Annotated in this window: 20 protein-coding genes and 1 pseudogene; 8 read left to right on the top strand and 13 right to left on the bottom strand. The window is 67.9% G+C overall.

All coding sequences use genetic code 11. The features are described from left to right. Window positions 1–125 precede the first annotated feature (125 nt). Window positions 126–440 (top strand): annotated as a pseudogene (locus ACN5W5_RS12280) (hypothetical protein); the annotation flags it as partial. A gap of 236 nt (window positions 441–676) precedes the next feature. On the opposite strand, the gene ACN5W5_RS12275 reads toward ACN5W5_RS12280, so the two are convergent. From ACN5W5_RS12275 to ACN5W5_RS12260, 4 genes are all read right to left on the bottom strand, one after another. Continuing rightward, window positions 677–1,432: an amino acid ABC transporter ATP-binding protein gene (locus ACN5W5_RS12275; RefSeq protein WP_177137826.1), complete on the bottom strand. Its 756-nt coding sequence runs from the start codon at window positions 1,430–1,432 to the stop codon at window positions 677–679. Between the two features lie 32 nt (window positions 1,433–1,464). Next, a complete protein-coding gene (locus ACN5W5_RS12270) occupies window positions 1,465–2,568 on the bottom strand; it encodes an amino acid ABC transporter permease (RefSeq protein WP_420048793.1) in 1,104 nt (367 codons plus the stop codon). A 1-nt stretch (window position 2,569) separates the two neighbouring features. After that, window positions 2,570–3,769, bottom strand: a complete 1,200-nt coding sequence (locus tag ACN5W5_RS12265; protein ID WP_420048792.1) for an amino acid ABC transporter permease — start codon at window positions 3,767–3,769, stop codon at window positions 2,570–2,572. A gap of 109 nt (window positions 3,770–3,878) precedes the next feature. Next, a complete protein-coding gene (locus ACN5W5_RS12260; protein WP_420048791.1) occupies window positions 3,879–4,850 on the bottom strand; it encodes an amino acid ABC transporter substrate-binding protein in 972 nt (323 codons plus the stop codon). Window positions 4,851–5,215: 365 nt separating this feature from the next. Between ACN5W5_RS12260 and ACN5W5_RS12255 the strand changes: the two genes are divergently transcribed. Genes ACN5W5_RS12255 through ACN5W5_RS12245 form a run of 3 tightly spaced genes read left to right on the top strand, consistent with a single transcriptional unit; the run spans window position 5,216 to window position 8,225 of the window. After that, window positions 5,216–6,937: a long-chain fatty acid--CoA ligase gene (locus ACN5W5_RS12255; protein WP_420048790.1), complete on the top strand. Its 1,722-nt coding sequence runs from the start codon at window positions 5,216–5,218 to the stop codon at window positions 6,935–6,937. A gap of 48 nt (window positions 6,938–6,985) precedes the next feature. Next, window positions 6,986–7,258, top strand: coding sequence for a hypothetical protein (locus ACN5W5_RS12250; RefSeq protein ID WP_420048789.1), 273 nt, complete (start codon window positions 6,986–6,988; stop codon window positions 7,256–7,258). Next, window positions 7,224–8,225, top strand: coding sequence for an MDR family oxidoreductase (locus ACN5W5_RS12245; RefSeq protein WP_420048788.1), 1,002 nt, complete (start codon window positions 7,224–7,226; stop codon window positions 8,223–8,225). Before ACN5W5_RS12250 ends, ACN5W5_RS12245 begins: the two co-directional genes overlap by 35 nt. Before the next feature lie 10 nt (window positions 8,226–8,235). On the opposite strand, the gene ACN5W5_RS12240 is transcribed toward ACN5W5_RS12245, so the two are convergent. After that, a complete protein-coding gene (locus ACN5W5_RS12240) occupies window positions 8,236–9,096 on the bottom strand; it encodes a DUF2189 domain-containing protein (RefSeq protein WP_420048787.1) in 861 nt (286 codons plus the stop codon). A gap of 119 nt (window positions 9,097–9,215) precedes the next feature. Beyond that, window positions 9,216–9,662: a bacteriohemerythrin gene (locus ACN5W5_RS12235; protein ID WP_420048786.1), complete on the bottom strand. Its 447-nt coding sequence runs from the start codon at window positions 9,660–9,662 to the stop codon at window positions 9,216–9,218. A 141-nt stretch (window positions 9,663–9,803) separates the two neighbouring features. On the opposite strand from ACN5W5_RS12235, the gene ACN5W5_RS12230 reads away from it, so the two are divergent. Then, window positions 9,804–10,547, top strand: a complete 744-nt coding sequence (locus tag ACN5W5_RS12230; protein WP_420048785.1) for a 2OG-Fe dioxygenase family protein — start codon at window positions 9,804–9,806, stop codon at window positions 10,545–10,547. A 12-nt stretch (window positions 10,548–10,559) separates the two neighbouring features. Here ACN5W5_RS12230 and ACN5W5_RS12225 read toward each other — a convergent pair whose 3' ends face one another. Then, complete coding sequence (locus tag ACN5W5_RS12225; RefSeq protein WP_420048784.1) at window positions 10,560–11,564, bottom strand: AraC family transcriptional regulator; 1,005 nt, start codon at window positions 11,562–11,564, stop codon at window positions 10,560–10,562. Between the two features lie 198 nt (window positions 11,565–11,762). Here ACN5W5_RS12225 and ACN5W5_RS12220 point away from each other — a divergent pair, with 198 nt between their 5' ends. From ACN5W5_RS12220 to ACN5W5_RS12210, 3 genes are read left to right on the top strand one after another with little or no spacing between them, the layout of a single operon-like run. Then, window positions 11,763–12,590: a class I SAM-dependent methyltransferase gene (locus ACN5W5_RS12220; protein ID WP_420048783.1), complete on the top strand. Its 828-nt coding sequence runs from the start codon at window positions 11,763–11,765 to the stop codon at window positions 12,588–12,590. A gap of 21 nt (window positions 12,591–12,611) precedes the next feature. Further along, window positions 12,612–13,814, top strand: coding sequence for a vanadium-dependent haloperoxidase (locus ACN5W5_RS12215; protein WP_420048782.1), 1,203 nt, complete (start codon window positions 12,612–12,614; stop codon window positions 13,812–13,814). A 45-nt stretch (window positions 13,815–13,859) separates the two neighbouring features. After that, a complete protein-coding gene (locus ACN5W5_RS12210; RefSeq protein ID WP_420048781.1) occupies window positions 13,860–15,326 on the top strand; it encodes a hypothetical protein in 1,467 nt (488 codons plus the stop codon). 26 nt (window positions 15,327–15,352) lie between these two features. On the opposite strand, the gene ACN5W5_RS12205 is transcribed toward ACN5W5_RS12210, so the two are convergent. The 6 genes from ACN5W5_RS12205 to ACN5W5_RS12180 all read right to left on the bottom strand — a co-directional run bounded on the left by ACN5W5_RS12205 (window position 15,353) and on the right by ACN5W5_RS12180 (window position 22,113). Beyond that, window positions 15,353–16,891: a VWA domain-containing protein gene (locus ACN5W5_RS12205; RefSeq protein WP_420048780.1), complete on the bottom strand. Its 1,539-nt coding sequence runs from the start codon at window positions 16,889–16,891 to the stop codon at window positions 15,353–15,355. Continuing rightward, the gene (locus ACN5W5_RS12200; protein ID WP_420048779.1) at window positions 16,888–18,273 is read right to left on the bottom strand and encodes an AAA family ATPase; all 1,386 of its coding nucleotides are present in this window, start codon (window positions 18,271–18,273) and stop codon (window positions 16,888–16,890) included. The genes ACN5W5_RS12205 and ACN5W5_RS12200 overlap by 4 nt, the downstream gene beginning before the upstream one ends. Before the next feature lie 168 nt (window positions 18,274–18,441). Beyond that, entirely contained in the window at window positions 18,442–19,626 is a 1,185-nt protein-coding gene (bktB, locus tag ACN5W5_RS12195; protein WP_420048778.1) for a beta-ketothiolase BktB, read from the bottom strand. A gap of 311 nt (window positions 19,627–19,937) precedes the next feature. Next, on the bottom strand, window positions 19,938–20,519 hold the full coding sequence (locus tag ACN5W5_RS12190; RefSeq protein ID WP_420048777.1) for a histidine phosphatase family protein: 582 nt from the start codon (window positions 20,517–20,519) through the stop codon (window positions 19,938–19,940). Between the two features lie 167 nt (window positions 20,520–20,686). Continuing rightward, on the bottom strand, window positions 20,687–21,454 hold the full coding sequence (locus ACN5W5_RS12185) for an SDR family NAD(P)-dependent oxidoreductase (protein WP_420048776.1): 768 nt from the start codon (window positions 21,452–21,454) through the stop codon (window positions 20,687–20,689). Between the two features lie 11 nt (window positions 21,455–21,465). Further along, the gene (locus ACN5W5_RS12180; RefSeq protein WP_420049257.1) at window positions 21,466–22,113 is read right to left on the bottom strand and encodes an RluA family pseudouridine synthase; all 648 of its coding nucleotides are present in this window, start codon (window positions 22,111–22,113) and stop codon (window positions 21,466–21,468) included. Window positions 22,114–22,139: the final 26 nt, after the last annotated feature.

Here is a 22,139-nt window from a genome sequence, read left to right as displayed (position 1 = left end):
TTCGCGAATCGGTGCACCAGCAGATGGCCCTCTTGACCAGCGACATCGTCTGGCTGGTCGAACGCACCGTGCAACTGCCCGACGGCCGCAACCAGCGCGTACTCGTGCCCCAGCTCTAAGCCCTGGTGGACCGCAAAACCGGCACCCTGCAACCCGGCCTGATCTCGGCCAAAGGCACGACCATCAACCTCTCGGGCGGCCTGTTCAACAGCGGCACGCTGGCCGCACGAGAGAACCTCGCCATCAACGCCGGCAGCATCACCAACGTGCTCGGCCAGCTGCAGGGCAACAACGTCGACCTGCGCGCCAGCGGCGGCATCACCAGCATCCTGGGTGACATCGCCGCGCGCCAGAACCTCACCATGAAAGCCGGGGGCGACATGGTCTTCGTCGGCGGCGGCATCAAGGCCGGGGGCAAGGCCCGACTCTCAGCCGGCGGCGACCTGCTGCTGCTGGCCTACGACACCGGCAAACAGGTGCGAGCCCAGTCCCCGCGCGATGAGAATGGCAACGCGGTCGGCAAAGGCCCGGTCTGGTCCTTTGAAAACAGCACCTACAACCAGACCGGTGTGGGGCAGCGGCAACGACGAAGAACGCGCAACGAAGCGATAGTCGACGGGGCAGGCAGAACTGCCCCGCCGTTCCTGATCCGAGGTCTCTGGCCAGGCCGCGCGCGTCAATGCCCCAGGATCTTGGACAAAAAGTCCTTGCTGCGGTCGGTCTGCGGGTTGTTGAAGAACTCCTCGGGGGTGTTCTGTTCAACCACCTGGCCCTGGTCCATGAAGATCACGCGGTCGGCCACGGCCTTGGCGAAGCCCATCTCGTGCGTCACGCACAGCATGGTCATGCCCTGGTCGGCCAGGCCGATCATCACGTCCAGCACTTCCTTGATCATCTCCGGGTCGAGCGCCGAGGTGGGCTCGTCGAACAGCATGATCTTGGGCGTGAGGCACAGCGCGCGCGCAATCGCCACGCGCTGTTGCTGACCACCCGAGAGCTGCAGCGGGTATTTGTTGGCGTGTTCGGCGATGCGCACGCGCTCCAGCTGCACCATGGCCTTTTCGATCGCCACGTTGCGCGGCAGCTTGGCCACCCAGGTGGGCGAGAGGATCAGGTTCTCCAGCACGGTGAGGTGCGGGAACAGGTTGAACTGCTGGAACACCATGCCGACTTCGCGGCGCACCTTGTCGATGCCCTTGAGGTCGTCACCGATCACGGTGCCGTCCACCGTGAGCTTGCCTTGCTGGTATTCCTCCAGCGCGTTGATGCAGCGGATCAGCGTGGACTTGCCCGAACCGGACGGGCCGCAGATCACGACTTTTTCGCCCTTGGCGAAACTGAGGTTGACGTCGCGCAGCACGTGGTAGCCATTGCTGGCGTACCACTTGTTGACGTTGTCGAACTGGATGATGGGTGCTTCTGATTGGCTCATGAGAGGCTTTCTGATTTTGGGATGTTCTGTGTTCAGCGGACTTTGCTGATGGCGGTGCGTTTCTCAACCCACAGGCTGTAGCGCGACATGGCAAAACAGAACACGAAATAGATCAGCGTGATGAAGAAATAGGCTTCGAGCTTGAAGGGGCGCCAGTCGGCGTCGGCGTTGAGCGCCAGGGCCAGTGCGCCGGTCAGTTCGTAGAGCGAGACGATGGTGACCAGCGAGGTGTCCTTGAACATGCCGATGAAGGTGTTCATGAGCGAGGGCACCACCATGGTCAGCGCTTGAGGCAACACGATCTTGCGTTGCGTCTGCCAGTAGGTGAGGCCCAGCGTGGCAGCGGCTTCGGTCTGGCCCTTGGGCAGGGCCTGCAGGCCGCCGCGCACCACCTCGGCCATGTAGGCGGCCGAGAACAGCGTGATGCCCACCACGACGCGGATCAGCACGTCGATGCTCACGCCCTCGGGCATGAACAGCGGCAGCATGAACGAGGCCATGAACAGCACCGTGATCAGCGGCACGCCGCGAATCAGCTCCACATACAGCGTGCACAGCGTCTTGATGGCAGGCATGTTGGAGCGCCGTCCCAGCGCCACGAAGATCGAGAGCGGGAAGGCCATCGTCATCGACACCACGGTCAGCATCACGGTGAGTGGCAGGCCACCCCATTGGTCGGTGTCCACCGGCGTCAGGCCGAGCACGCCACCTTTCATGAGGGTGAAATAGACCACCAGCATCACCACCCAGATCAGGGGCAGCGCCTTGTTCCAGAAACGCGGCATGCAGCTGATGCCGACCACGCCCAACATCAGCGCGGTGGCGATCACCGGGCGCCAGTGCTCGGTGTCGGGGTAGCGGCCCATCACGATGAGCCGGCCTTTTTCGGTCACCACGCCCCAGCAGGCGCCGATGCCACGCAGACTGTTGCAGGCTTCGAGGTTGGCGCCGAAGACAGCGTTGGTCAGCGTCCAGCCCATCGCGCCGTACAGCGCCCACAAGGCAATGGCCAGCACCACCAGCGTCTTGATGCTGTTGCCCAGGCTGGAAAACAGGTTGGTCTTGAGCCAGGCCAGTATGCCCGTGCTCAGGCCCGGCATCGGGCGTGCATCGATGGGTTGATAGGTTTGTTGCATGTCAGCGCTCCTGGATGGCTGCACTGGCGTTGAACCAGTTCATCAGCGCCGAGGTGATGAGGGAGAGCGTGAGGTAGACCAGCATCACGATCGAGAGGGCTTCGATGGCGCGGCCGGTCTGGTTCAGCGTGGTGTTGGCGATGGACACCAGATCGGGGTAGCCGATGGCCACCGCGAGCGAGGAGTTTTTGGTGAGGTTCAGGTACTGGCTGGTCAGCGGCGGGATGATCACGCGCAGCGCCTGCGGCAACACCACCAGCCGCATGGACTGGCGTTTGTTCAGGCCAAGCGACGCAGCGGCTTCGTGCTGCCCGAGCGACACGGACGAGATGCCCGAACGCACGATTTCCGCGATGAAGGAGGCGGTGTAGAGCACCAGACCGAGCAGCAGCGCGAGGAACTCGGGGCTGAAGGCTGCACCTTCCTCGATCTGGAATGTGCCTTTCACCGGCAGGCTCCAGCCGGTGGGTGCGCCACCGGCCAGCCAGCCCAGCAACGCCAGACCCACGATCAACACCAGCGACACCAGCGCCACCGGCTTTTGCTGGCCGGTCAGGTCAAAGTGTTTGCTGGCTTTGCGGGCATACAGCCAGGAACCCACGACACCCAGCAACAGGCCAATGAGCGCCAGCGTCTGCCCCAGTTGCCAGATCGGCCAGGGGAAAGACAGGCCGCCCTTGCTCAGGTAGAAGTGGCCGATCTGCCAGGCTTCTTCAAACGTCGGCAGGATTTCGGTGAACACGATGTACCAGATCAGCAGCTGCAGGTAGATCGGGACGTTGCGGAAGAACTCGACATAGCCGTAGCAGATCTTGCGCAGCAGGATGTTGGGCGAAAAACGCCCCACACCGATCAGCGTGCCGAGGATCGTGGCCAGCACGATGCCGATCAGGGCGACCTTGAGCGTGTTGAGCATGCCGATGGAGAAGGCCGTCCAGTACGTGCTCATCACGTCGTACGGGATCATGGTTTCGCTGACGTCGAAACCGAAGGGCTGGCCCATGAAGTCGTAACCGCTCTGGATGCCGCGCTCGCGCATGTTGCGCAGCGTGTTGCGCACGAGCAGCCAGATGAGGGTGATCACCGAGACGATGGCGACCACCTGGTAGATGACGCTGCGGCCTTCGCGGCTGTTCCACGAAATCGAGCGTCTTTTTTTGGCGGGTAGCGGCCGCGCTTCAATCATGGACTGATTGGACATGGAGTCGTTTCCCAAAAAGGAAGGGGCTAAAAAAATGGCACAAGTGCCCTACGAAACGGTGTTCATAGAACACTTGTGCCTGCGACGGCCAAGTGCCGAGGATGCTGGATCAGCGCAGCGGCGCTGCGTACATGAAGCCGCCTGCGCTCCACAGGTTGTTCTTGCCGCGCGGCAGGTTGATCGGGGTCTTGGGGCCGACGTTGCGCTCGAAGCTCTCGCCGTAGTTGCCCACGGCCTTGATCGAGCGGGCCAGCCATTCCTTGTCCAGGCCGAGGTGCTTGCCGAGGTCTTCGGTGGAGCCCAGCATGCGGCCGACCTGCGGGTCGGTGCTCTTCTTCATCTCGTCCACATTGGCCTGGGTGATGCCGTATTCCTCGGCTTCGATCAGGCCGTTGAGCACCCATTTGGTGATGGCGAAGAACTCGTCGTCACCGCGGCGGATCATCGGGCCCAGCGGCTCTTTGGAGATCAGGTCGGGCAGGATCACGTGGTCAGCCGGCACTTTGGCTTCCTTGGCGCGGATCGAGGCCAGGCCCGATGCATCCGTGGTGTAGGCCTGGCAGCGGCCAGCGAAGTAGGCGCCGGTGGAAGCTTCAAGTTTCTCGAACACCACGGCCTTGATGTTGAGCTTGTTGGCGCGCGAAAAGTCGGTTAGGTTCTTCTCGGTCGTGGTGCCGGACTGCACGCACACCGTGGCGCCCTTGAGCTGCTTGGCACTGCTGATCTTGCCCTTGTTGACCAGGAAGCCCTGGCCGTCGTAGTAGTTCACGCCCACGAAGTGCAGACCCAGCGAGGCATCGCGCGAGAGGGTGTTGGTGGTGTTGCGCGCGAGGATGTCCACTTCGCCGGACTGCACGGCAGTGAAGCGTTGCTGTGCCGTCAGCGGCACCCACTTGACCTTGGCGGGGTCGCCCAGCAAGGCGGCGGCCACGGCCTTGCAGTAGTCCACGTCGAGGCCCGTCCAGTTGCCGTTGCTGTCGGCGGCGGCGAAGCCCGCCAGGCCGACGTTGACACCGCAAACCAGCTGACCACGGGCCTTGATAGCGTCCACGGTTTTGCCAGCATGTGCCGGCAGGCTCATCAAGGCGGCTGCTGCGCCCACTCCCATCGCGGTCAATTTCAAGGCATTCAATTTCATCGGTAACTCCGTTTTGGTCTAACTGTTGATGATTCGGGCAATGCGCACCAGAAGGAGGCATATCCGGCCCGCAAAGCGACTGTATTACCGTGGTGCGGGCCAAGACATCGGGGTTTACGTGGGAAAACTATGCGTAAAAAGTATCACCGTATGGTCTTTGTCCCACGTCTGAATCCGTGCCTTGGTACCAGCACGTTCCGTGCCACCGGTCATGCGCGCCAGTGGTCCCAGGCGCGACATGGCTGCTTTTCTTTTTGCAGCGCAGCCCCGTATGCTCGCGTTGAAAAGAAGTACCAGGAGACAAACCGATGAGCCTTGCAAACGCCACCCCGGTGGCCGTTCATGTTCAGCTGCGCCCCCACCACCGCTTCTGGCCGAAGCGCCTGCCGCACCGCATCAGCCCACCCGTGACCTCGCTCTGGCACAACCTCGTGGTGAGCGCGCAGCGATACCCGGACAAGCCGGCACTGGTGTTCTTCGATCAGCACCTCAGCTACAGCGAATTGCTGGCACAGGCCGAGCGGCTGGCCGGCCACCTGCATGCGCAGGGCGTGCGCGCGGGTGACCGCGTGATCCTGCTGATGCAGAACTGCCCACAGTGGATCGTGGCGCACTACGCCATCCTGCGGGCCAATGCGGTGGTGGTGCCGGTGAACCCGATGAACCGTGCCGAGGAACTCAAGCACTACATCACCGACCCCGACGTGAAGGTCGCCGTCTGCGCCGCCGACCTCGCGGGCGATCTGCTCAAGGCGAACGCCGATCTGCCCGAGGCGCAGCGCCTCACGCACCTGGTCGTTGCCCACTACCACGATGCCATCGGCCCGCAGGCCGACATCCCGCCTGCGTGGGTCGACTGGCTGGCGAAGCGCCACCCGCTGCCGGCCCTGCCGGGAGGCAGCGTGGCCGACTGGGCCGACGCGCTGGCCAGCAGCCACGCCGCACCGGTGCACGACCGCCAGCCCGCCGACCTGTGCGTGCTGCCCTACACCAGCGGCACCACCGGCCTGCCCAAGGGCTGCATGCACACGCACGCCAGCATCATGCACAACGCCGTGGCCTGCAGCCTGTGGACCGGCGGCACGCCGGAAAACGTGTCGCTGGTGGTGGTGCCCATGTTCCACATCACCGGCATGGTGGTGGGCATGCATTCGGGTATCTACACCGGCGCCACGCTGGTCATCATGCCGCGCTGGGACCGCGAGCTCGCCGGGCGCCAGATCTCGGCCTGGCGCGTCACGCACTGGAGCAACATCCCCACCATGGTGATCGACCTGCTGGCCAGTCCGCGCTTTGACCAGTACGACCTCTCCAGCCTGGTCTTCATCGGCGGCGGCGGCGCGGCCATGCCACAGGCCGTGGCACAGCGCCTGTTCGACCAGTTCGGCCTGCGCTACGCCGAGGGCTACGGTCTCACCGAGACCGCCGCGCCCTCGCACAACAACCCGCCCGATGCACCCAAACAGCAGTGCCTGGGCATCCCGTTCCTGAGCACCGATGCGCGCGTGGTGGACCCGGAGACGCTGCAGGAAATGCCGGTGGGCGAGGCGGGTGAAATCATCATCCGCGGGCCTTCGGTGTTCGCTGGCTACTGGAAAAGGCCTGACGCCACCGAAGTGGCCTTCATCGATTTCAATGGCGAAAAGTACTTCCGCTCCGGGGACCTCGGCAAGGTGGACGAAGACGGTTATTTCTTCATCACCGACCGACTCAAACGCATGATCAACGCCAGCGGCTTCAAGGTCTGGCCGGCCGAGGTGGAGGCGCTGATGTTCCGCCACCCGGCGATCGCCGAAGCCTGCGTGATCAGCACGAAAGACGCCTACCGGGGCGAAAGCGTGAAAGCCGTGGTGGTGCTGCGCGACAGCGCGCGCGGCCAGACCCGTGAGCAGGACATCCTGGACTGGTGCCGCGAGAACATGGCGGTCTACAAATGCCCGCGTGTGGTGCAGTTCGTCGAGGCCTTGCCCAAGAGCGGCAGCGGCAAGGTGATGTGGCGCCTGCTGCAGGAGCAGGAACCCGCTGCCTGAAGGGTTGATGACCCCTCGGGGCACGCGTCTGCCGGCACAATGGCCTGAATGAACAACGCCCTCACGCCGCTGCGCCGGCTCTGGCAGCCGCGAATGCCCCTTTTCTGGCTGGTGATCGTGCTCAATCTGATGTCTTCTGCCATGACGTCGGCCTTGATGGTGATGCAGCCCACCGGCGCGATGCGGGGTCTGCTGACCCTGTTCGCCGTGCTCAATACCCTGGCCGGCTGGTGGCTGCTGGCCCGGCTCTGGCGCGAAACCGCGCCCACCTCACAAGGAGACTTCCATGTTCAAGGCCCTGCTGATCAACAAGACCGATGACACCGGCTACCGCTGCGCGCTCACCGAACTCGACGAGGCGCAATTGCCCGCCAGCGGCGACGTGACGGTGCGCGTGGACTGGTCCACCCTCAACTACAAGGACGGCCTGGCCATCACGGGCAAGTCACCCGTGGTGCGCAGCTTTCCCCTGGTGCCGGGCATCGATTTCGCCGGCACTGTGACGGCCAGCGAACACCCGCGCTGGAAGGCCGGCGACCGCGTCATCCTCAACGGTTTCGGCGTCGGTGAGTCGCACTGGGGTGGACTCGCGCAAATGGCGCGGGTCAAGGGTGACTGGCTGGTGGCCCTGCCTGCGGGCCTGAGCGCGCGCGAGGCCATGGCCATCGGCACCGCGGGCTACACCGCCATGCTGTGCGTGATGGCGCTGCAGAAACACTGGGCCGAGGCGGGCGTGAAGCCCGGCAGCGGCGAGGTGCTGGTGACCGGGGCCAATGGCGGTGTGGGCAGCATCGCCATCGCGCTGCTCGCGGGGCTGGGCCACACGGTGGTGGCGTCCACCGGCCGGCTGGGCGAGACGGATTTTCTCAAGTCCCTCGGTGCGGCCGAGGTCATCGACCGCGGCACGCTGAGCGCCGCGGGCAAGCCGCTGCAGAAGGAACGCTGGATCGGCGTGGTCGATTCGGTGGGCAGCCACACGCTGGCGAACGCCTGTGCCAGCACGCGCTACGGCGGCGCGGTGGCGGCCTGCGGTCTGGCGCAGGGCATGGACCTGCCGGCGTCGGTGGCCCCGTTCATCCTGCGCGGCGTGACGCTTTACGGCATCGACAGCGTGATGGCGCCGCTGGCGCGGCGCGAGGCCGCCTGGGCGCAACTGGCCAGTGGCCTGGACCGCAGCAAGCTTGCCGCGATCACGCACGAAATCGGTCTGGAGGCGGCGATGGGCGCGGCCAGCGACATCCTGGCGGGCCAGGTGCGCGGGCGGCTGGTGGTGAACGTCAACGCCTGAGCGGCTGAGATCAGGCACTGCCTTCGGTCTGCATCGGCACGATGTGCCGGTAGGCGTGCCAGGTGGCGTGTCCGATCACCGGGCCCACGATCAGCAGGCCGAGGAACACCGGCAGCATGGCCAGGCCGATCAGCACCGTGATGAGCGCGCCCCAGATCAGCATCACTCCCGGGTTCTGCAGGCAGGCGCGGATGCTGGTGAGGCCGGCCGACACGGCGTCGGTCTTGCGGTCCATGATCATCGGGATCGAGATCACGCTGGTGATGAAGATCAGGCCGGCGAAGAGGCCGCCGACGATGGTGTAGGTGATCAGGAAGCCGATGTTCTCTGGGTTGATCAGCTGCGGCAACAGCTTCTCGGTCGAGGGCATGGTGTTGAAGGTGACGGCAAACACCACCAGCGAAGCCCGGCCCCAGAGCAGTTCCAGGATCAGCAGCACACCGGCAAAGATGCCCATCGTGCCCTTGGTCGGTCGCCAGGCCTGCAGGGAGGCGCGCAGTGAGGGGCGGTGGTCGTGGGTCTGTATGGCCTTGCTGGCGTCGTACAGACCCAGGCACAGGAACGGTCCCATCAGCAGGAAGCCGGCGCTCAGCGCCAGCACGTAGGCCGGGGCGTTCTGGAACACCGCCAGCAGTGCGTGTCCCATGGCGAAGAAACACAGACCGTAAAACAGGCCGATGCGCGGGCAGCGCTGGAAGTCCTGCCATCCCAGCTGGAGCCAGCGGATCGGGTCGGATGGACGCAGGGTGGCGAGCTGGAGGGCGAACACCGAAGGCCCGCGTTCGGCGTCTTTCGGATGCTGATCAGCGTTCGGGTTTTCGCGCGCCCGATCCTCGCCTTCGACAGCGCTCGCTTGAATGGCTTCGGCCATGGTTGTCTCCTGTAGTGGAAACAATATAAACAAGGCCGAATATTGTTCTTACATGGTTTACCCCATGCGCGGTAGGGTCGTTCGGGCGCTGTCCGTGCCGGCCGCGTCCGAGGGGTTTTCTAGAGGTGTGCGTGGGCGGTCGTGCCGCCACCCCGGGCGCGTCTGGGCGCTCCGCCGCCAGCGGGCTCGCGGCGCATGTGCAGCGCCAGGGCGGCGTCCAGCGACTGGGTGTGTTTGGCGAACCAGACCGCCAGCTCACCGGCCATTTCACGGACCGCATCCATCTGGCCAGCGCGCGCCATCGCCAGGCCTTCCCGCAGCACGTTGAGCACCACCCGGTGCTGGATGATGTGGTTCTCGGCCGCGGAGAACTGTGTTTTTCGCATCCAGTCGTCCTCCCGGCCGAAATGCTCCACGGTGTGATCCACGACCGCGGCCCAGGCCTGCGGCAGGGTGGCGTCGGGTGCGCTTTGTGCCAGCGCCAGCAGGTCCACAAACTCGCGGTGCACGCTGTCCATGGGCGCAAAATCCAGCAGCAAAGCGTCGGACCATTCAACAGTGTTCATATCAATCTCCTTGACTTTGCCAACAGCTTGACAGCGTGCAAACGGCCGCGTTTTGATCCAGCGCAGAAACTCCGCAGGGCCCACTGCGGGTGAACCCGGATGCGGATGCGGACACCGCCGGCACCGGTACACTGCCCCGCCATGACCACCAGTGCTTTCCCTCCACCCTGTGTGCCCCTTGACGGGGTTGATGCCGCCCTGCAATCGCAGGGCTTTGCGCTGATCGCAGCCGCCGATGTGCGGCGGTGGCTGCCGGCCGACGTGGCCGAGCTCGATGCACTGCACGCCGGCTGGGACAACCTGCCGGCTGACGCCTACCTGAAGGACGGTGGGCACTACCGGCGCCGGCGCCACAGCTGCTTCGTGGTCGATGGCCAGTCGGTGCAGCAGGCGCCGCACCGCGCCCACTGGCAACCGCTGGAATACAACGCGCTGCACGGCGGCATGCAGCGGATGTTTGATCCCATGCAGCCCGAGCACGTGGCACTGCCGGTGTGGAGCCGCCTGCTGACGCGGGTGGGCGAGGCGGTGTCGGCCCTGCGCGGAACGCAGCCCTGGTTTGTCGAGGCGCATCCGTTCCGCATCGACACCACCGACGGCATTGGACGGCCCACGCCCGAAGGCGCGCACCGCGACGGCGTCGATCTGGTGGCGGTGTTCATGCTCGGACGCCACCGCATCAAGGGCGGCGAGAGCCGGGTGTTCGAGGCCGACGGCCCCAGCGGTCAGCGCTTCACGCTGACCGAGCCCTGGTCGCTGCTGCTGCTGGACGATGCGCGCGTGATCCACGAAACCACGCCGATCCAGCCACTGGTGAACGGCGAACTGGGCTGGCGCGACACGCTGGTGCTGACCTACCGCTCGGGCGGCTTCCAGGGCGATTGAACGCGCGGCGCGTCAGGCGCCTCCACGCTGCCGGCGCCGCCACGCCGCCGGCGGGTGGCCCACGCTGCGTTTGAACGCGCGGGAGAAGGCGGCCTCGGAGTCGTAGCCCACCTCCTGCGCGATCGTTGCGACCTTGGTGTCGCTGTTGCGCAGCAGACCGGCACCCAGCTGCATGCGCCAGCCCGTGAGGTATTGCATCGGCGGCTGCCCGGCGAGTTCGACGAAACGTTCGTGCAGGGCGGAGCGCGACAGCCCGGCCTCGCGCCCCAGTTCGTCGATCGTCCAGGGATGGGCCGGCTTCTCGTGCATGAGGTGGATCGCCCGCCCCACATGGCGATCGCGCAGCGCAGCGAACCAGCCCGAGGCACCGCTGGGCAAGGATTCCAGGTGGCGCCGTGCCGCGTCGACAAACACCATTTCGCTGACCCGCTCCAGCACCGCCGCGCTGCCGGCACGGCTCTCCCGCGATTCCGCCACCGCCTGGTCCAGCAGTTGCGCCACCCAGGCACCCAGGCCGCCGGACGCCAGGTGCAGCAGGCGGGGCAGCGACGAGATCAGCGGGTTGAAGGGCAGCAGGTCGCAGGCGATGAAACCGCAGACGACGACCGATGTCGCTTCGTCGGCCGGTATCGCCGCACCCGGGCGCAACACACCGCGGTGGTAGGCCACGGCGATGGGCTTGGGGTCGTTGCGGGTGGTGAAGCGCCAGTCGCTGCGGTCTTCCTGCGCATGCATGCCCGGCGCGCTGGAGATGACGTGTCCGTCACCGCGCGGGAACATCACGATGTCGCCCTGCGCCAGCCGCACCGGCGGCTCGCCGTCGGTGGCGGCCCAGCCCGCGCCCCGCACGATGAGGTGGTAGGCCAGCACGTGTTCGGCACCCGGCATCAGGGCGCGCGCCAGATCGGGTGAGGCCGGCGTTTCCGCAGCCCACTCGTCGCCAAAACTCACGTAGTAGAAGACCGCTCCGCGCAGGCGCACGCTGCGCAGCACGTCGGACAAGGGATCGTGGTGCATGGACGGGGCCTCCACATCCGGAGCCGCGATCAAGCGGGGTGGATTCCCGGCCAAGGTCGCGGTTGACCAGACGCATTCCAGGACGAACAGACAAGTCTGAAGGACGCCCGGAGAAGCGTCAATGCCCCGCTTTCCGAAGAATGGGCCCGTCGCCGCAAACCCGCGCCGACATCCCCCACTTCCACAGGAGACAAGCCCATGAACACCGTGCTCGAAAAACCCGTTCCCGACTACGCCGCCATCAAACAGCGCCAGCAGGCCACCTGGGCCAGCGGCGACTACGCCGCCATTGGCACCACCTTGCAGATCGTCGGCGAAACGCTGGCCGAAGCGGCCGACGTGCGCGCCGGCGAGCGCGTGCTCGACGTGGCCGCCGGCAACGGCAACGCTTCGCTGGCCGCCGCGCGTCGCCACGCGCAGGTCACCTCGACCGACTATGTGCAGGCGCTGCTGGCCAAGGGCCACGACCGGGCGGTCGCCGAGGGCCTGAACATCCGCTTCCAGCAGGCCGATGCCGAAGCCCTGCCGTTCGCCGACGCCAGCTTCGACGCCGTGCTCTCCACCTTTGGCGTGATGTTCACGCCCGAACACCAGCGCGCCGCCAGCGAGATGCTGCGCGTCCTGCGCAGCGGCGGCCGCATCGGGCTGGCGAACTGGACACCCGGTGGTTTCATCGGCCGGCTGTTCAAGCTCATCGGTGCCCATGTGCCGCCCCCGGCCGGGCTCGCTTCCCCGGTGCTCTGGGGAACCGAATCGCACATCGTCGAGCTGTTCGGTTCACACGCGGCGCAGATCCGTTGTGAACACCGCCACTTCAACTTCCGCTACCGCTCGGCAGCGCACTGGGTGCAGGTGTTCCGCGAACTCTATGGCCCCACGCACAAGGCCTTTGCCGCACTCGATGCCCAGGCCGCTCAGTCGCTCGAGCGCGCGATCACGGCGCTGCTGGAAGAACTGAACGTCGGCGGTCCGCAGTCGCTGGTGGTGCCCAGCGAGTACCTCGAAATCGTCATCACCCAACAATGAGTCCAACCGCAGGAGACACACATGCGAAAACGTTTTTTTCGTCACGTCCTTTGGACACCGCTGCTCGCCACGGCAGCGCTGCAGGCGCACGCCGACACCGTCACCGACTGGAACCTGCGGGTCAATGCGCTGCTGGCCGATTCACAGCTCGGCACGCCGCCCGCGATCCGCGCCATGGCGATCGTGCAGACCGCGGTGCACCAGGCGATTGAAGGCTTGCCGCCGCGGGTGGCCACCACCAAGCCGGCGGTGGACGCCGCGGTGGCCATGGCGCACCACAGCACCCTGACGCAGCTGCTCCCCGGCCAGCGGGCAGGCATCGATGCCGCCGTGCGGGCCGCGCTGTCGGCCATCCCGGAGGGGCCGGCCAAGGCCGCCGGCATGGCCGCGGGTGAACGCGCCGCGGCCGCCGTGCTGGCCGCTCGCGCTGGCGATGGCGCGGGTGCGCCCGAAAGCTACCGGCCGCATGCCGCCGCGGGCGCCTATGTGCCGACCGCCTTGCCGGCCGTGCCCCAGTGGGCGCAGCGAAAGCCCTGGCTGATGTCGGGTGCGGCGCAGTTCCGCCCCGGACCGCCACCATCCCTGACCAGCGATCAATGGGCGCGTGACTACAACGAGGTGAAGTCGCTGGGCGAGCGCTCGGGCGGCCGGCGCAGCGCCGAGCAGACCGAGGCCGCGCGCTTCTGGGCCTATTCGATGCCCGCGATCTACCACGGTGTCGTGCGCTCGGCCGCCGACCAGCCCGGGCGCGATCCGGCCCGCAACGCCCGCCTGTTCGCCGCGGTCGCGCAGGCCATGGACGACGCCGTGATCGGCGTGATCGACGCCAAGTACCACCACCACTTCTGGCGCCCCGTCACCGCGATCCGCAATGGCGATAACGACGGGCACGCGGCGACCGAGCGCGTGGCTGGCTGGGCGCCGCTTGTCGACACACCGATGCACCCCGAGTACCCGAGCGCCCACAGCAGCCTCGCCAGCGCGGTCGGCACGGTGCTCGACGCCGAGTTCGGTGCCGGCACCTTGCCCGCGCTGAGCACCACCAGCCCGAGCGCCAAGGGCGCGGTGCGGCAATGGAAGCGCACCGAGGATTTGATTCGCGAGGTCTCGGAAGCCCGCATCCATGGGGGCCTGCACTACCGCTTCTCCACCGATGCCGGCGAGGCCCTGGGCCGCCAGGTGGGCCGGCTGGCGGTTGAGCGGCTGCTGCGGGAGGCGCCGTGATGAGCCGGTTGTTCGTGAACCCGTCTTCACCCGAGGAGCGCTGACATGCACCACCACACCATCGAGACCGATTACCTCGTCGTGGGCGCGGGCGCCATGGGCATGGCCTTTGTCGACACCCTGATCGACGCCTCCCCCGACGCCACCGTGCTGATGGTGGACCCGCACCCGCAGCCCGGTGGCCACTGGAACGACGCCTACCCGTTCGTGCGGCTGCACCAGCCCTCGGCCTGGTACGGCGTCGCCTCGACCCCGGTGGACGAGGCGGTGCCCGACCCGTCCGGCTACGGGCGCGGCGCCACGGGCGCCGAGGTGCTGGCGTATTTCGGGCGGCTGATGCGCGAGCGCTTCCTGCCGACCGGCCGCGTGCGCTGGTTCCCGGGCCACGCCTACCGCCTGGGCGACGACGGCTCGCACCGCCTGGTGTGCCTGGCCACCGGGGCGGAGCAGGTGGTGACGGTGCGTCGAAAACGGGTCGATGGCACCCACGCCCGCACCGAGGTGCCGTCGGTCCGCCGGCCCGCCTACGCGCTCGCGCCCGGCGTGGACTGCATAGCGCCGGGCCAGCTGCCGCAGCTGCAACGGTCTTACGCCCACCACACCGTGGTCGGATCGGGCAAGACCGGCATGGACACCTGCCTGTGGTTGCTGGACGCCGGGGTGCCGGCCTCGCGCATCCGCTGGATCATGCCGCGCGACGCTTGGGTGCAGGACCGCGCCAACATCCTGACGGGCGCGGAGCACTTCGCCCACAGCATGCGCCGCACCATCGACCAGTTCGAGGCGATCGCCGAAGCCTCCTCGGTGCCCGACCTGTTTGCGCGCCTGGAGCAGCGTGGCGTGCTGATGCGCCTGGACCCGGTGGTGGCGCCCAGCACCTACCGCTGCGCGATCGCCTCGCGCGAAGAGCTGGCCCGGCTGCGTCGCATCACCGACGTGGTGCGGCTCGGGCGGCTGCGTTCGGTCGAGCGCTCGCACCTGGTGCTGGACCAGGGCGTGATCGGCGCCCACGCGGACACACTGTATGTCGATTGCAGCGCCGCGGCCCTGCACCCAGCCCCACCGGTGCCGGTGTTCGATGGCGACCGGATCAACCTGCTGATGGTCAGCTGGTGCCGGCCGCTGTTCAGCGCGGCCCTGATCGCGCACATCGAATCCGCCCTGAGCAACGAAGCCGAGATGAACCGCCTGTGTGAACCGGTGCCGGTGCCCGAGCGGCCCATCGACTGGCTGAGCGGGTGGGCCGTGACGTTGGCGAACGCCCAGCGCTGGCGGCAGAGCCCAACCGTCGAGACCTGGCTGAAAGCGAGCCGGCTCAACACCGCGGCGGTGCTGCTGGAAGGTGCGCGGCCGGACGACCCGGCCCATCTGGCGCTGCTGCGGGTCAGTGGGGCCATGGCCCAGGCGGCGGTGCCGAACCTGAACCGGCTTCTGGCCAGCCTGCAGCCGTCCCTGGCGGAAAGTGAGGCGGGTGCCGGGCGGCGGCCGCACCCCGCCAGAGCTGTGCCATGACCCCGTGGCCTTCCGGCGCAGGGGGCTCACCGTCGTATGGCGTTGGGGAAATACAGGGCGGTCAGGCTGCGGCTGTGCACGGGCGAGAAATCGTCGGCCACCGCGCGGGCGCCGCTGCCGTAACGCCGCCACTCGCGCACCCAGTACAGGTGGTCGCAGACCTCCAGCAGGCCGATGGTCTCGCGGTCGCCGATCAGGATGCCGTGCGCGCGCAAGGCCAGCCGTTCTTTGGCTTCGCGCAGCTGCTGCAGCGTGGCGGGCGTGACGCCGAATTCGCCGTCGCTCACCACCAGCAGGTCGGCTTCGTGCCAGCCGGCGGTCTGCACGAGGGCGATGGCGCGCTCGATCGGCGTCTGCACGTCGGTGCCGCCGTCGAAGCTCTGGCCCATCAGGTCGAGCAGGTGCTCCAGCCCGGTGGCGTCGAGCGTCAGATCGCGCTCCAGCAGTTCGCTGGGGCCACCAAAGGCCAGCAGCCGGCAGGGGCGCTGGCCGGCGTGGGCGCTGCGCAGCGCCTGCAGCACGCAGGCCTTGGCCACGTTTTCCGGCGCACCGCGCATGGAGCCCGAGGTGTCGAGGCAGATGATCAGCGGGCCGCGCCCGGCGTGGGTGGGTGCCTGCCGGTGTGGCCGGTGTTCGGGCAACGGCAGCGGTCGCCGCGAAGTTTCGCGGGCGCGGTCGTCGTAGGTCAGCAGCTGGGCTTCGGCGAAGCGCGCGCGCCACAGGCGGTGCAGCACCGGGTGGGTCAGGTTCAGGCTCTCGCTGCCGGCCATGCGCGCGAGGTTGCGCGAGCGGCGCACGCCGTCCACCGCGGTGGGCTCGGGGCGGCGTTCTTCCTCGTCGGCCTGGCGTTGCGCGGCCTGGGCATCGGGCGCCGGATCGGGCCGGGCGGTGCGCGCGGGCGGGCGTTGCCGGTCGGTATCGCGGCGGCCCACGCCGTCGATGAAGCTGGCCAGCGCCGGCAGGCGCTGCAGCAGCTGGCCGATGCGTCGCGCTTCCTGCCACTCGCGCCGGTTGAGCTGGCCGGCGAGGTCGTCCCAGCGCAGATGCGCCAGATCGCCCAGCGACTGCAGCAGCGCCAGCACCTCGTCCCAGCCCTGGCGCTGCACGTCCCAGCTGTCGCGGAAGCTGGTCTGCATGCGGGCCACCGCCTGTGTGCGGGGTTCGTCGGCGGGGCGGTCGATCAGGCTGTCCAGGTGCCACAGCAGGCTTTGCAGCACCTGCCGGGTGAGTGGCGCGCTTTGCCGTGTGAGGGTGAGCAGGTCCAGCTCGGTCAGCAGCGGACGCAGCGCCTGCGTGGCGGCGGCGTCGCCGAAATCGTGCGCCGGGTCGGGCAGGGTGCCCCCCATGAGCGCGCTCTCCCAATGGGCCAGTTCCGGCAGGCGGCGCGTGGCCGGGCCGCTGCTGCACACCACGGCCCAGCGCCAGAGTTCGCGCGGCAGGGCATTCAGGTGGTGGTAGGGCTGGTCGGGAAAGTTCTGCCCTTCGACCGTCTCCGGGCAAACGGTGGCCGTTGGCGCGGTGTCGACCGACCCGCCCGTTCGGGCTGAGCCTGTCGACGCATTCATGGGGATTCCCAGTGCACCGGTGCCGGTGCGCTGGCGGCAGTCTCCGCGTCCACCGGCAGGTCTGCAAAACCGTTGCGGGTGGACTGGTGCTGTGCACACAGGCCCGCCAGCTGACCACAGCGCTCGGCGTGCGCGGCTTCGATCTGCAGCAGCCAGCTCGGGGGCAACCAGTCGTGCGACCGCGCCTCGGCCAGCACCGCGTGCGCGACCGCCAGCCATTGGTCGTGCAGCGCCAGCAGCCGCTCCAGCAATTGGTCGCATTGCGCCACGCGGGCTTCGATGTGCACCGGGCTGTAGTGGCGCTGCGCGCGCGCGCTCGTGATGCGAACCATCTCGCTTTCTTCGCCCGGGCGGGTGATGGCGCGCGCCAGCGCCAGCTTGCCGGCGCTGTCGTCCTGCGCGTCGGGCGGGGCGCGGCGCTCGGTGTCGAGCTGCGACTCAAAGGCCTGCACCGCCCGCTCCAGCCCGTCGATGGGCAGCGGGGCGGTCTGAGCGACGCTGTGCAGGAACAGCGTGGTCCAGCCGGGCACCTGCGCTGGATCGGCCGCCAATGCGAAAGGCAGCAGCCAGAGGTCCCAGGGGCCGACCTCGACGGCCCCGCGGCTGGCGGCCTGCAGCTGCAGCAGGGCCACGAGCTGGCGCCAGCGGCGGTCCGACACGGTCTGCCCAGTCTGGCTCGCGTGCTGCCGGGCCTGCAGCAGCAGCGCCAGCGCGGGTTCACCCAGAGGGACATGCGGCGCGCGCTCGCGCAGGGCCCGCACCACGGCCGGGTCGATCAGCGCGTCGGCCGGGGTGTCGCCCGCGGCTGTCGCGTCGGTCAGCAGCAAGGCCGTGAAGTGTTGGTCGTCCACCGGCTGCACCGGCACGCGCAGCAGGAAACGGTCGTAGAAGGCGAGCAGGCTGTCGTCCTGCGGTTGTTCGTTGCTGGCACCAACCAGGCAGACCAGTGGCACCGGCAGGCGCTGGCTGCCGTTGTCGAACTGGCGCTCGTGCAGCAGGCCGAGCAGGGTGTTGAGGATGGCGGAGTTGGCCTTGAACACCTCGTCGAGAAACGCCACTTCGGCGCTGGGCAGGTAGCCCTCGGTCAGGCGCTCGTAGCGGTCGTCTTCCAGCGCACGCAGCGAGAGCGGACCGAACAGCTCTTCGGGCACGGTGAAGCGGGTGAGCAGGCGCTCGAAATAGTGCGCACCGGGCAGCAGGCGCTGCAGACGGCGCGCGAGTTCACTCTTGGCCGTGCCGGGCGGGCCGAGCAGCAGCACGTGCTCGCCCGCCAGCGCCGCCAGCAGCAGCGCGCGGGCGGCCACGTCGCGCTGCAACAGGCCGCGCTCCAGCTCGGCCAGCATGGGCGCCCAGGTGGCGCCTGTGGTGTGTTCACGCGTCATGGGATGCGACTTGAAACAGAAAAGCAAAGGACACCAGTGTTTCCGGCACCTGCGCCCGAGTCAAGCGTCCCCGGAGCGCGTGCCCCAACCCAAGATGCGGTGGAACCGGCTTTGCCGGGCCACTCGCATCGCCCCCTGGGGGGTGACGCCGAAGGCGGCGCGGGGGGGTCACATTTTTTCGAATACAGCAGCGATACCCTGCCCACCACCAATGCACATCGTGACGAGGGCGTAGCGGCCGTTGATGCGCTCCAGCTCGTACAGGGCCTTCACCGTGATCAGCGCGCCGGTGGCACCGATCGGGTGGCCGAGCGAAATGCCCGAACCGTTGGGGTTGACCTTGGCCGGGTCCAGACCCAGCTCTTTCGTCACGGCACAGGCCTGTGCGGCGAAGGCTTCGTTGGCTTCGATCACGTCCATGTCGTTGACGGTGAGGCCGGCTTTCTGCAGCGCCAGGCGCGAGGCCGACACCGGGCCGATGCCCATGATCTTGGGGTCCACGCCGGTGTGGGCGTAGCCGACCAGGCGCGCCAGCGGCTTCGCGCCACGCGCCTTGGCGGCACCGGCTTCCATCAGCACCACGGCCGCGGCGGCGTCGTTGATGCCCGAGGCGTTGCCGGCGGTCACGGTGCCGTTTTCCTTCACGAACACGGGCTTGAGCTTAGACATGTCCTCGAGCTTGCAGCCCGGGCGGAAGTGCTCGTCGGTGGCGTAGGCCACCTCGCCCTTCTTGCTCTTGAGCATGACCGGCACGATCTGGTCCTTGAAGTACCCGGCCTCGGTGGCGCGCTGGGCGCGGTTGTGGCTCTCGACGGCCAGCGCGTCCTGCATCTCGCGCGTGATGCCGAATTTCGCGGCCACGTTTTCCGCCGTCACCCCCATGTGGATGGTGTGGAAGGGGTCGTGCAGCGCGCCGACCACCATGTCGACCATCTTGGTGTCGCCCATGCGCGCACCCCAGCGGGCGGACAGGCTGGCGTAGGGGCCACGGCTCATGTTCTCGGCACCGCCGCCGATGGCGATGTCGCAGTCACCGAGCAGGATCGCCTGGCTGGCCGAGATGATGGCCTGCAGGCCCGAGCCGCACAGGCGGTTGACGTTGAACGCGGGCGTGCCTTCGGCGCAGCCGCCGTTGACCGCGGCGACGCGGGAGAGGTACATGTCCTTGGGTTCGGTGTTGACCACGTGGCCGAACACCACATGGCCGACATCCTTGCCGTCCACGCCGGCACGGGCCAGCGTTTCCTTGACGACCAGTGCCGCCAGTTCGGTGGGGGGCGTGTCCTTGAGGCTGCCGCCGTAGGTACCAATGGCGGTGCGGGCGGCGCTGACGACAACAACTTCTCGGCTCATGTTCATCTCCTGTGTGTGGTGGGGGTGTGATGGGTGGTGACCCGCGCCGTGAGGGCGGTGATCGCCGGATCAACAGCACATGGTATGCGCGGCAGGCTTACACCGGGCTTGTCGGCTGTCAACTCGGGCGCACCGCCCGTTGCGAGCGCTCAGAGGCTGAGAGTTTTTCGGGCGTGACCGAGTAACGCGCCAGAACGTGCCCAATCAAGGCGCAAAGCACAGCCATAGCTCGGGCTATCGCGCGCATTTGCAACGCCGAGTGGGTGCGTTCTGGCGTGGTGAGCGGGCATGAGCGAAAGACTCTCAGCCTCTCAGAACACCTGGCGCGCCAGCACCGGCAGGCGGTCTCCGGCAGCGGGCCGGGTGACGAAGACCTCACCCATGGCCAGAGACGCTCCCGTGAGTGCCGAGATGTTGACCTGGTGCGTCACCAGCAGGAGGTTCTTCGGTGCCGCCAGCCCGCGAACCGCGCGCAACACTTCGAGGGTCTGTGCCGGGCCGGTGGCGTCGTTGAAAAAGGAATTGATCGGCGCCCAGACCGTGTGGCGGCCAAAGGCGAGTTCGGCGGTTTCGGTGCAGCGGCACCAGGCGCTGGAGCGCACTTCGTCGATTGGCACGCTTTCGCGGGTGAACGCCGCACCGACCCGGCGCGCCTGCTCGCGGCCGGCTTCGCTCAGGTTTCGCTGGGTGCTGCACCGGTCGAGCCGGAAGCCCGGCGGGTCGCCGATGCCGGGTTCGGTGAGTGCGTGGCGCATGAGTACCACGCAGCCTCCGCGGCGCAGCAAGGCCCAGAAATCGCCGCTGCCTTGCGCCATGGCCAGCATCGGCACGCTGGACATGGCTCCCAGGGTGAGCAGCGAGCCGGTGAACTGGCGGCGAGAAGGGGTCTGCATGGTGCTTACCTCCTGCGAGGGTTTGTCACTTCGGTATCCCGTGGCCTCGGAGCGCCACCCCGCCGCATGAAGCGGTGCCACCCAGGGCACCGCCGGGCCGGCTTTGCCGGACGGCCAGTGCCGCCCCCTGTAGGGGGTAGCGCGAAGCGCTGCGGGGGTGAGTCAATTCAATCCCGCACATCGGCCACCGGTTGGTCTCCGAAGTCGGGCCGCTGGAGCCAGGCCAGGACCTGGCGGGCGGCGTCTTCTGGGCTTGAGAGCTGGCCCTGGCGCTGGAGTTCCACGAAGCGCTGCAGGTCGGGGAAGGCGGCGGGGTCACCGGCGCGCAACTGCACCTGCATGTCGGTGTCGATCACGCCGGGCGCCAGCGAGACCAGTTTCGCGCCGTGTTCGCGCTGCGCTTCGTCGAGCGCGCTGCAGCGGGTGAAGTGGTCCATCCCGGCCTTGGCGGCGCAATACGGCGCCTGCGCGGCCATGGGGCGGCGGCCCAGGCCGGAAGAAATGTTGAGCACCTTGCGCGGGCCACGCCAGCCGCCATCGACCCAGGCGCCGGTGGCGCGCAGGAAGGCCGCGGTGAGCTGCATGGGGGCTTCGAGCCCGACGCGCAGCGCGTTGGCCAGTTGATCGGGCGGGCAGGCGTCCAGCGGCCCGATGGGCGGGATGACGCCGGCGTTGTTGATCAGCGTGGCGCTGGCCAGGCTGGGCGCGTCGAGCTGCGCCAGCCAGTTCTGCAGGCGCTCGGCCGCGGCCAGGGTGTCGGCCAGGTCGATGCGCCATTGCAGCAGCGTGGCGCCGCGCTGGCTCGCCAGTTCGGTGAGTTCGGCGCTGGACTGGCGCGACAGGCACAGCAGCACCTGGCCCGGCGCGATGAGTTGTCGGGCCATGGCCAGGCCCATGCCGCGCGAGGCGCCGGTGAGGATGAAGAGGTCGTGCATGGCAAAGGGACTCAAAAAGGACAGGTTGATTCGAAACGCATCTGTGCGCCTGTGACCGGGTGCGGAAGGCTCAGTGCCTGCGCGTGCAGCAGCATGCGGTCCACCGCCCCGGTGGGCGCCGCGTAGAGCGGGTCGCCCACGATGGGGTGGTCTATGGCCTGCAGGTGCACGCGCAGCTGGTGCGAGCGGCCGGTGACGGGTTCCAGATCGAGCCGGGTGGTGCCCGGCAGGGGCGCTGGTTCGGCGGCGAGGCGCCAGTGCGTCACGCTGGGTTTGCCGAGTTCATGGTTCACGGCGCTGCGCGGGCGGTTGAGCCAGTCCAGCAGCAGCGGCAGGTCGATGGTGTTCCAGCCGTTGTCCGGTTGGGGGTTGGCCAGAACCCCGTTGACCACGGCCACGTAGCGCTTGTGCACCCGGCGTTTTTCGAACGCCAGACCCAGTGCGCGCTGGGCTTCGATGCCCCGACCCATGACCACGAGGCCGGAGGTGGCCATGTCCAGCCGGTGCACCACCAGCGCGTCGGGGTAGGCGGCCTGGGCACGCGCGCTCAGGCAGTCCTGCTTGTCCTCGCCGCGCCCGGGCACCGCCAGCAACCCGGCGGGCTTGTCCAGCACCAGCAGGGCCTCGTCGGCGTACAGCACCTGCAGCCCGGCCGGGATCGCCGCCGGGGTGGCTTGCGGGCCGG

Source organism: Hydrogenophaga sp. ZJX-1, assembly GCF_048590325.1.
Classification (GTDB): Bacteria; Pseudomonadota; Gammaproteobacteria; order Burkholderiales; family Burkholderiaceae_C; genus Hydrogenophaga.
The sequence above is the reverse complement of the archived record's forward strand: the minus strand, read 5'-3'. Positions and strand labels throughout refer to the sequence as shown.